General features: G+C 43.6%; 10 protein-coding genes. 5 read left to right on the top strand and 5 right to left on the bottom strand.

Features of this window, described 5'->3' with window-relative positions; translation table 11 throughout:
- The first annotated feature begins 261 nt into the window (after window positions 1-261).
- Window positions 262-414, top strand: coding sequence for a hypothetical protein (locus VIN08_RS25190; RefSeq protein WP_331971522.1), 153 nt, complete (start codon window positions 262-264; stop codon window positions 412-414).
- Between the two features lie 87 nt (window positions 415-501).
- Here the strand turns inward: VIN08_RS25190 and VIN08_RS25185 are convergent, their stop codons facing one another.
- Window positions 502-3,291: an outer membrane beta-barrel protein gene (locus VIN08_RS25185; protein WP_331971519.1), complete on the bottom strand. Its 2,790-nt coding sequence runs from the start codon at window positions 3,289-3,291 to the stop codon at window positions 502-504.
- A 444-nt stretch (window positions 3,292-3,735) separates the two neighbouring features.
- Window positions 3,736-4,158 carry a DUF1801 domain-containing protein gene (locus tag VIN08_RS25180; RefSeq protein WP_331971516.1) on the bottom strand — a complete coding sequence of 141 codons (423 nt, stop codon included), beginning with the start codon at window positions 4,156-4,158 and terminating at the stop codon, window positions 3,736-3,738.
- Between the two features lie 172 nt (window positions 4,159-4,330).
- On the opposite strand from VIN08_RS25180, the gene VIN08_RS25175 reads away from it, so the two are divergent.
- Window positions 4,331-5,221 (top strand): SMP-30/gluconolactonase/LRE family protein, encoded by an 891-nt coding sequence (locus VIN08_RS25175; protein WP_331971513.1) that lies wholly within the window; start codon window positions 4,331-4,333, stop codon window positions 5,219-5,221.
- A 17-nt stretch (window positions 5,222-5,238) separates the two neighbouring features.
- Here VIN08_RS25175 and VIN08_RS25170 read toward each other — a convergent pair whose 3' ends face one another.
- Both VIN08_RS25170 and VIN08_RS25165 read right to left on the bottom strand, forming a co-directional pair.
- Window positions 5,239-5,832 (bottom strand): hypothetical protein, encoded by a 594-nt coding sequence (locus VIN08_RS25170; protein WP_331971510.1) that lies wholly within the window; start codon window positions 5,830-5,832, stop codon window positions 5,239-5,241.
- Window positions 5,833-6,077: 245 nt separating this feature from the next.
- Window positions 6,078-6,398: a DUF3175 domain-containing protein gene (locus VIN08_RS25165; protein WP_331971507.1), complete on the bottom strand. Its 321-nt coding sequence runs from the start codon at window positions 6,396-6,398 to the stop codon at window positions 6,078-6,080.
- Between the two features lie 502 nt (window positions 6,399-6,900).
- Here VIN08_RS25165 and VIN08_RS25160 point away from each other — a divergent pair.
- Window positions 6,901-7,167, top strand: coding sequence for a hypothetical protein (locus VIN08_RS25160; protein ID WP_331971504.1), 267 nt, complete (start codon window positions 6,901-6,903; stop codon window positions 7,165-7,167).
- 54 nt (window positions 7,168-7,221) lie between these two features.
- Here VIN08_RS25160 and VIN08_RS25155 read toward each other — a convergent pair whose 3' ends face one another.
- Complete coding sequence (locus VIN08_RS25155) at window positions 7,222-7,389, bottom strand: hypothetical protein (protein WP_331971501.1); 168 nt, start codon at window positions 7,387-7,389, stop codon at window positions 7,222-7,224.
- A gap of 37 nt (window positions 7,390-7,426) precedes the next feature.
- Here VIN08_RS25155 and VIN08_RS25150 point away from each other — a divergent pair, with 37 nt between their 5' ends.
- Together VIN08_RS25150 and VIN08_RS25145 are read left to right on the top strand one after the other, a co-directional pair.
- The gene (locus VIN08_RS25150; RefSeq protein WP_331971498.1) at window positions 7,427-7,945 is read left to right on the top strand and encodes a hypothetical protein; all 519 of its coding nucleotides are present in this window, start codon (window positions 7,427-7,429) and stop codon (window positions 7,943-7,945) included.
- Between the two features lie 451 nt (window positions 7,946-8,396).
- Window positions 8,397-10,310, top strand: a complete 1,914-nt coding sequence (locus VIN08_RS25145) for a glycoside hydrolase family 97 protein (RefSeq protein ID WP_331971496.1) — start codon at window positions 8,397-8,399, stop codon at window positions 10,308-10,310.
- Window positions 10,311-10,436: the final 126 nt, after the last annotated feature.

Below are 10,436 nucleotides of genomic sequence, written 5' to 3'. Positions count from 1 at the left end.
GTCACTTTCATTCCATTAAATTAGAAATTCCGGTCTCTATAGACAACAACGTTGGATGTTGAAACAACGCTTAATATTTGAGAGACATCCACACTCATAAAGTAATTTTTCACCTTGTAATATTCCCTGCCGGTATGAACGATGTCTTTCATTTTAATAACAAGAAAAGCGAAAGTTCCGCCAGATTACGATCAGGCAAGTCCGAATGTATACCTTTTATCAAATTCATTGGTACATTTGCATAGAAAACTGAAACGCCCCATGAGACGGATTCTTGCTATGATCGTACTTCTTGCTGTAACCCTGGTTGCCTGCCATAACGATAGACCCGCCTACAGAACTTCCAGCGGAAAGAAAAAACTGAAGCACTATAACAAGCTTCAGTATGGCGAACGAAAGACATTTAACCAATAAGCAGTCTTTTAGCATCAGGAAGAGCACACTTTCCGGAGTAAATTCTTACATCCGCAGAAAATCTTTGTATTCTTCACCCTATGTGCATCACTTGAAATGGCGAATGCTATAGGTTAGTGTAAGCATAAAATAACGTGTGAGCACATTGGTCTGCCGGTCTTCAATATAGGTCTGCGTTACATCGCGGCTTATCACATTGTTCTGGTTGAAAATATCGAACGCAGTTACTTTTACTTCAAGCGATTTATCCTTGAGAAATTTATAGCCAAGCCCTGCATTCCAGAACCAGATGCTCTGATCGTACGTGGCCGAGAGCCCGCGATATAGTGTATTGTTCAATGTGCTGGTTAATACAAATCCCTTCCAGAAAAGCCAGGTTAGTTTAAACGATCCTGTCTGATTAAAGTAATTGTTATCGGACTGCTTCTGCAACGTATTTTTCACAATAGTATAATTAGCCGTATACGAAAGTGTAAAGTCAACATCTTCGCTTACGTTGCTGCTCAGCACCAGCCCCTGACTTATACCATAGTTATTGGCCAGGTTGCGCGCGCCATTGATCACAGCCGGCATTCGGTTATAAGTAAAGCCGGTACTCAGATTCATGTTCGATTTGAGAAACGCCACGGGCAGACCATACGTCAGCAATGTGCGCATGGTAGCATAACCGTTGATGTTAACAGGATATGACAACTGTGTGCCGCGATTCAGAAAAATGCCCTGCACAACGGTATCCCTACTGGCAATGTAAGAAGCATTGGTGATATAGTTTTGCGTCAGGCTTCCTGCTACCAGAAACAGCAAGCTGCTGGACTTATCGTTGTTTGTGCGACCATAGCGAATAGTAAGATTATGACTATAGTCCTGCACCAACTCCGGGTTACCGGTTTTCAGAAACAGCGGGTTCCGGTTATCCACTACATTTTGTAATTGCGATACAGACGGTGCATCGGTAGCCGTGCGATACATAATGCGCAGGTTCTCTCCTGCCTTAAACCGATAATTAAAAGTGGCCTGCGGCAATACATTCTGAAACGCCCGATCGATTGCAAATGTATAGGGAAAATACTGGTCGCCTGTAAGTTTTGCATACTGGTAATTTACACCGCTGCTGAAATTCAGTTTACGGTTGTTGAACCGGTAACTCACGCCACCGCGATTGGTTATATAGCGGTTGTCGAATACGTTCGTCAGTAATGTATCCAGGTGAGTATATGCATTCGTATCGGCATTCCGGTCGTATGTATGCTTATCGGTTTTGCTGCTGGTATACGAAGGAGTATAATTGAGCTGCACCTGTCCGTGTTTACCAACCGGCTCCGTATAGGCTATATTGGTCGACAAGGTATAGCTATCGGTATATTGACTGGATTGCTGATCGACTATAGTACTATCAGCAGGCGATTGATATTTATTCAATGAATATAAATTCGTACTGCCATCGCGGTTGTTGATATTCGTATTCAAACTCACCGACCATGATCTGCCGCGTTTCCGGAAGCGGTGTCGGTATAGTATAGCATTCGAGAAAGTATAGCCGGCATTGTCAGATTGATTGGTGTTGGCGAGACTGCTCTCCAGGTCGTGCGTAGCTGCAGCATAATCCCCTTGCAGCGAAGACTTCGCATTATTCTTCTGATAATTAAACTGGGGCGTAACCACAATGGAGTTTGCCGTATCAATAGTATACTCCAGTCGGAGGTTAAACCGATGATTGGAGTTTACACTGTTGGCACGACTGCGCTCGTTATAGACCAGGCCGCTGTCCTGCTGCGTAATATACTGTCTGCGAAGATTGGTGATCTGTTCGTTATCCGCCCGGTTAAAGAAGTAACTCCCGGTAACATTCACTTTCTTGCTCCATACATCGGCATAGTTCAACCCAACGGAGTGGGTAGTGGAAATACCGTTTTGCTGGCCAACAGAAAAATTATTACTGCTTCCGTTACCACCACCGCGTTGCCCGCGATTACCACCTCCGCCTCCACCCTGACTGCTGCCTGATGAACTGGTAACACCCAACAGGTCTTCTGTACTAAAGTTTTGTTGGTTGATATTATTGCTCAACCCCACCAGCGAAAGTTTACGATTACCTTTGAACGAGTTGATGTTACCTCCGGCTATATATAGTCCGTTCTCTCCCATGCCACCATATACCCGGCCGAACTGACCGTTGTTCTTTCCTTTCTTCGTTACAATATTTACGGTCTTGCGTGTTTGTCCGTCATCAAAGCCCGTAAATTGTGATTGCTCACTGAGGCGATCAAACACCTCAATCTTGTCTATGATCTCGGCCGGAAGATTTTTCAAGGCAAGTGTAGCATCATCGCCAAAGAATTGTTTTCCATCTACCAGTATTTGCTGCACCGCTTCTCCCTGTGCTTTCACACCGGTGTTATCGGAAGTAAGCCCCGGCATTTTGGTGATCAGGTCTTCTGCCGTGGCATCGCGATTGGTTTTGAATGCATTGGCGTTGTACTGCAGCGTATCGCCTTTTTGCTCCACCTGTATCGAAGCACCTTTTATCTCAACAGCTTTTAATGTAGTGGAAGAAAGACTCAGTGCTATATTCCCCAGGTCAACCGGGGCATCGGTTATACGCACACGCACTAAACACGGAGCATAGCCTATATATGACAGCTTTACTATATATCTGCCGGGCTTTATACCGGTAAAAGAAAATTTACCTTCAACGTCAGTAACGGTGCCGGTTCTGCGTGTGGTGTCGCCAGCCTGTTGCAACAATACAGTAACGCCAATCAAGGCAGTGTGGTCGGTACTATCAGCTACTATACCGGATAACGAAGGAGCCTGCGCCAGCACACCTTGACTTGCCAGCCCCAGCAACACCAGGCTATATAGAACAACACGCCTCATAATACCCAACAATATAAATGAATTGAGGATTTACGGCCGACAGTATTATCTGAATGGTTGCTGAACGCTCACAAACCGGATTTACCGCTGATAAAAATATGACTGCATTCGATTCAACCTCTTTCCGCGACTGTTTCGCAGCATCTGGTTCTGCCGTGTGAACTATACAGGCAGAGATAACGATCGTATAGCCGGAAGAAATGGCTTCGTGCATGCGTGCAAGCTGCATCGCAGTTATTCCAATAATCCCCAACAGGTATAAGACATGGTTCTCTCATTCATTTATTAGCAGGATGCGGCCAGCCATTTATGAATATATTCCCCACGGAATACCTTCTAACAAAGGTAAGGTTAAGGTTCAACGAAGCATCTGCCAGGCGGGTATATGCTTCGTTTCTTTAGCGGATACCTTGGTAACAAAAATCACCTCACCTTACTGTTCGTTTATTTCCTTTTCTTCTTCTTTTGAAATGAGTCATCGATCATGCCGGCTTCAAACAACAGTGCGCGCACCTGGTCATCGCGTATAGCTTTCAGCGAATCCAGGTATAGTACATATACCTGCTTGCGTCCTTCCGATAGTAAAGCTCCATCTTCGTTGGACATTAAATATCCCTGGTTAAAGCCGAGCGCTACTCCGGTTCTTTTTGTAACAGGTTTCTTTTTACTGCCCAGTGTAACGGATGCGGGCCAGATATAGCAGATCAACCGGTTATGTGTATAAAATATAACGCCTTCTCCATAGTATGCTTTCTCGGTTGCTGCAGGCAGACATTCGGCAACCAATGCGCGAAGACGTTTCACCATTACCTGTTCTTCCTTGGGAAGTTCGATAATCATTTCTTCGATGGTTCTGGCTGCTGGCATGTGATAAACGTTGCTGATAAACTACGATAAAAATACGCAAGCCTGTCAAAATACTCCATCAGACTTTCTGTTTATAACAACAAAAAAAGAACAGGCGACTGGAGGATCGATCCGCAAACAAGTGTTCAGCGAAGTTTTCCTATATTCGCCCCGCAGTGCATCAAAGAAGATCATGAAGGAAGTTGAAGTAGTCTTAGACTATCAGTGTTATTTGGGAGAAGGTCCTGTGTGGGACGATCAGCGAAAATCAATTCTCTGGATTGACATTATGCAGGGCGATGTTCATGAATATATACCGGCAAGCAGGCAACATCGTAAAGTAAATCTGTCATCGATGGTGGGTGCCGTTGCCTTGCAGGAAAATGGCAACCTGGTCGCTGCGCTTAAAAGTGGTATATACTATATGCAGCGCGACAGTGGTGCGCTTGAACGACTCATGCATCCGGAAGCACATATAGAGGCTAATCGCTTTAACGATGGCAAGTGTGATGCTGACGGAAGATTCTGGATTGGCAGTATGGCGCTCTCTGAAGAATATGGTGCCGGTAATCTATACCGCGTTGACCGCGATCTCTCCTATACCAAAGTGCTGGACAATGTATCGCTTTCCAACGGTTTAACCTGGAGCCATGACAACCGTACGTTTTACTATATCGATACACCTACCCAACAGGTGGTGGCTTTTGATTTTGATATACGATCTGGCATTATCACCCATAAACGCGTGATCATTACTATACCGGAGACCGATGGTTTTCCGGATGGCATGACGATCGATACAGAAGGTATGTTGTGGATTGCGCATTGGGGCGGCTGGCAGGTATCGCGCTGGAATCCTACAACCGGAGAAAAGATATATCAATTCCAATTACCGGTAGCGCATGTATCATCTTGTGCATTTGGCGGAGATGATTTCCGCGACCTGTATATTACTTCGGCACGAAAAGGTCTTTCTGAAGAAGCGTTGCAGCAGCAACCACTCGCGGGTTCTTTATTTGTGATTCGTAACTGTGGCTTCCAGGGCTCGGCACCACACCGGTTCCGACCGCATATATACCGGTAAAGCCTGAGTATATATACTCAGGCGACAATACCATCAGTCAATCCCTGCCATTGTATTTTTGAAAAGCTGATGACTCCGGCTGTTCCTATTACGCGATCGCGCAGTTTGTCAATCGCACTATCTGCATCTTTATTCGGCTCTATATTTCTGTCGTGTATCGCAGCGATAACTTTATTTCGCCAGCGGCTTACAATAAATGTACTGGTAGAATCAGGTGAGTAAAAATGCGCAGTGTTACCCGAGGCCGTCTGCGGATTTCCCGCGGGGCGAACACGAAAGCTATAGTTCTCGTTTTCATCAGCAGCATTACTTTCAACCGCCTCGATCTTTACCCAATCATAGCCCTCGCCTTCTATACTTCCGGGGCCCGGTATATCTATTTTAAAGTAGTCGCCTTCGCGCGGCGCGCGATACAGATCTATACCGCTGGCGTCCACCAGCCTGAACGTTGCCGACAGGTTTCGGGCTATTGTATGCCAGCTATGTATACTTTGCAGACGCTCTTTCGCTGTTTTGAAAAATATTTTTGCTTCCTGCAGCGAACCAAACAACCGGCTGCTATGTGCATCTATAGCTTTGCCTTTATACTGAAGTGGTGTAATTTCCTGCATTACAAACTCTTTTAGGTTATAACACTTTTAAAAATCTATATATCTGTCAGTCGATTTAAGGTAATTTAAAGGAGCTTTGTGATTCCGTTCTTTAGATTTGTTTTATTCCTGCCTCGTACATAGGTAGGTTAGGTTAGAGGCGGAGCATAGCCAGACGGGCAGGTGCTCCGTTTTATTTTTGGGTATATATACTTAAAAACTCCGATAGCTGCTCAAGCTTTCCTCCAGCCACACCGTTGTACAGATCATTTTTGAATCGGTCTTCCAAAGACCTCGCGAAGTTTATTCTTGGCTTTCGCCAATGTATTTTTCTTTCTTGCTGGTAAATTCTTTCCCGCACGATTGATATAGAAGTTGAGCATCGACATGGCTGATTGAAAAGGTGTTCCTTTCCTCCTCTTGCTTCGCTCGGCCGAGCGCTTGAGCGACCTTGCTATCTCTTCGGCACTGCCTGATTTGAATATGTCAGATTCCAGGTCAAGTGCATCGCTCTTCTGCATTACTCTTGCCGACCATTTTCTGGCAGGCTTCCTGGCAGTTTTTCCTCTGGTGGTCGTTGATGCCATATATATAGTTGGTTGCCACACCTGCATCCAAAAATATACCTGTGCTCATATTGCCATCATCTCATAGAATACTGATAAATACAGGTTTGAGAAATCTCTGCGAGGAATGATTACCGCACTATGCAACGCAATTGACGCATTCGCTCCCCAGGGCAGAAACTCCACTAATGCACGAGCGACTGCGCTTCGAACTGAAAGCAGTGATGCAAAGAAGTAAGATATAAGCTCAAGCGAAGTAAATTTTCGACATAGATTTTGGATTAGGTGGAAAACCCGAATCGTACTCCTTTATTAACCGAATGTTATTGGTACGTTATAATGCGAAACCCTCATAACAGTGGCATCATACATTTCCGATCGGCCATTATACACCTGACCGAGGTATGGTGTGGGAGTGAAAAGCACAAGTCGTTTGAACTGTATATAACCCCATTGTTAAGAAAACATTATCTCTGCATCCTCACCTATGCTGCTACTGCGATGCTCTATATCTTGCAGGCACATGCGAAGTACAGAGTATAGAATGAGCGCTGGTTCTGACGAAATAAAAACAATCAAACGCGTTGTCAACAATCAATTGGAACCGATCAAGGTTACGCTGATGAAACGAAAGCCAACCATGGAGCATGACGAATGGGTAAACCTGGTTGACCGAACCAAACAAAGTATACTGAAAAGTCCTGATCAATACCTGGAAAGAGTAAACCCGACTCACGATGAACTTGTTTTTATCCTCGACAAGATCTTTGGTGAGCTTCTTACACATTGAAATATAGCACTGCTATAAACAGAAAAAGGCTGATGTATAAACACCGGCCTTTTTTTATTCCCAAACTTTTTCGCTGTTCTTATTGGTAATTTTATAGCGGCCTGCTGCAATCCAGTCGCGCGTAATAAAAGGCCAGTTGTTGCTCCGGCCCATGTTCGCTATACCGAGTGTAGGCGTACCGTTGTTACTATACGTTGCTGATTTAAACCGCATCGTTGGCATTGCCTTAGTTGACGGTAAGAAAATCGCCACTATAGATTTGTCACAACAAAAAACTTCTTTCGCAAATGACTTGGCGGTAAAGAACGATCATATGCTGTTTGTGTCAGCAACTGACGTTGGTAAAGTGTTTGAAGTGGATTTAACAACAAGAACAATTAAAGAAATAGCTAATATAAAGGGCGCCAATGGTATATACTATAACCAGTCAACGGACGAGCTATACGTATGCGGCTTTGATCTAAAAGATGCAAAGGGCGGTGAAGTTGGATTTATCCACTGGCTTAGAGGAGAACCGATATATAAAAAAATAGCAGATCTTCAGGGTGCCTTTGATGGCATCACGTTACTCAACGACTATACATTATTGATTTCAGATTGGGGTGCACTCGATCGTCCAGCGGGTTTTCTGAAAAAGGTTGATCTTCGAAGTAAAGCCATTACCCGACTGAAGTTGCCGATACTAGATGGCCCTGCTGATTTTTATTTTGATCGATCTAAAAACCGACTTATTATTCCGGCCCTGAAACAAAATAAAATACTGATAGAAAATTTATAAGTGGTCGGTCTAATTAGTCTTCGGGTAAGGCTCAGAAAAAAACATCGTTTTCCTTGAGATCAGGTTCATATATAAATGTCTTCTTTGACTTTATTACAACATTTTTTTCTAAAGAACTCCGTTATTTTTATTCTTTATCTCCACCTGCTGTTGGTTCAAATGTGCAGGCCGCTCATCTTACTGTATATAGATAGCCACGTTCGACACCATAAGTATGTGTACTTATAAAGTCTATCGGAGCATTGTTAGTGCTGCAGGACAGAAAAAACGGTCAGTAGTAAAACGATGAATCCTAATTCGGCTATTTGACCTTTTTTAGACTATTAAGCTCCATTAAATAGACTTCTCGATGCCCCACGTTTTATGGACTTTCACTTGTTTCGCGGGTAATATATACCTGTAGTGGTATATGTGCAGTGGTATCTACAACTAATAACCTATAATTATCAGCATGAATCGATTTTTTTATTTCATAATTACCCTAGCTGTTTTTACTTCCTGTAAAAACAATCAAACGTCAGTACTCAAAAGTCCGAATAGCAAAATAGAGCTTTCCGTTTTTCTACAGGATGGTGAGCCTCAGTACATAGTGAAAGCAGACGGTAAAGTCGTGTTAGACTCATCACGATTAGGACTGGTGTTGGCGACTGAAAACTTCTCTTCCGATTTGGAAATCGTAAGAAGTACACCCAGTACAGAAATCGTTGATTCGTATTCTCTAAAATTCGGCAAACAAAAACAAGGTTACTATGTGGCGAACGAAAGTGTCTGGACGTTGAAGAACCCAAACGGAGCACTTATAGACATCCGATTCCGAGTATCTAATGACGGTATAGTCTTTCGCTATGAATTACCAGAAGCAGTTACCAGTTTGCAAACTGTAGTGAAAGAGTATACAGCTTTCAAATTTTTAGAAGGAACCACAGCTTTTCTTCAGCCAATGTCCGTAGCCAAGACCGGGTGGTCAAAAGTAAATCCATGTTATGAGGAGTGGTATGAAAAAGACGTGCAGGCTTCCATGCCACCTGCTTCACCTGCCGGATGGGTTTATCCTGCTATGTTTCATTCGGCAGACCAATGGGTCGTAATTACTGAGTCTGCCTTAGACAAAAATTACTGCGGAACACATTTAAATAAAGAACAAGCAAGCCGTGAATACAGCGTTGCTTTTCCGGATTCTCTTCAGGTATTCCCGGGTGAAGGTTATCTTCCTATAGCAGAGGGAGCATTCAATACTCCTTGGCGTGTGATAGTTATTGGTGATCTAAAGACTATTGTCGAATCTGATCTTGGAAATGCTGTTGCAAAAAACGCCATAAAGGACGCTCCTTTCGCTAAGCCAGGCCACTCATCCTGGAGTTGGGCATTGCTGAAAGATGATTCAACTATATTTGATGTACAGAAGAAATTTATAGATCACGCTGCGGATATGCATTGGGATTATTGCTTAGTAGATGCAGACTGGGATAGAAAAATTGGCTATGATAAAATGAAAGAATTAGTCAGCTACGGTAAAACAAAAAATATAGGCTTGTGGCTTTGGTATAACTCTGCCGGCAATTGGAACGAGACTCCATATACACCTAAAAACAAATTGCTAACCCACACGGACCGTGAGCAAGAGTTTGCCAAACTGGATTCCATAGGTGTTAAAGGTATTAAAGTTGATTTCTTTGGCGGTGATGGTCAATCGATGATTCAGTATTACATCGATATTCTCGAGGACGCAGCCCAACATCACCTGATGGTAAATTTTCATGGCAGTACGATTCCGCGGGGATGGCATCGGACATATCCGAATTTAATGAGTATGGAAGCGGTCAAGGGATTTGAGTACGTTACGTTCGAGCAGAGAAGTGCGGACGAACAACCTTCACATTGTGCTATGTTGCCCTTTACGCGAAATCTTTTCGACCCAATGGATTTTACTCCGTTAAGTCTTGATACTGTTCACCGGATTAATCGAAGAACAACACGTGGCTTTGAGTTAGCATTATCAATAGCATTTACCTCAGGTGTAAGTCATTTTGTTGAAACTCCAACCGGCATGAAAACTGTGCCATCAGAAGTAAAGCAATTTTTACAAGACCTTCCAGCGACCTGGGATGAAACCAAATTTATTACAGGTTACCCGGGAAAAGACTTTGTTATCGCGCGAAGAGCCGGACAAACCTGGTATCTGGCAGGCATCAATGGTGAAAATATTGAAAAAGAACTTTCGTTAGATCTGTCTTTCATTAGTTCCAACAATGCCGCCCTCTTCAACGATGAAGAAAAGCATCTATCAGTGAAGCATGTATCAAAGAGTGCTTTAAACAAAATAGTGATACCAGCGTTTGGCGGATTCGTGGCTGTATTGAACTAGCGTAGCTAAAAGTGCCGGATAAATCCGGCACTCATTCCCTTGGTGTTCACATAGTCGGAGGTATGAAAATTCGAAGATATATATCACATTGAACAGCTTAGGCACAGCATGGTTTATAGGACGTAG

Origin of the sequence: Ohtaekwangia sp. (genome assembly GCF_036568665.1) — a bacterium.
In the GTDB taxonomy this organism is placed as follows: Bacteria; Bacteroidota; Bacteroidia; order Cytophagales; family Cyclobacteriaceae; genus Ohtaekwangia.
Note: the sequence above shows the minus strand (reverse complement) of the source record. Positions and strands in the feature narration are given on the sequence as shown.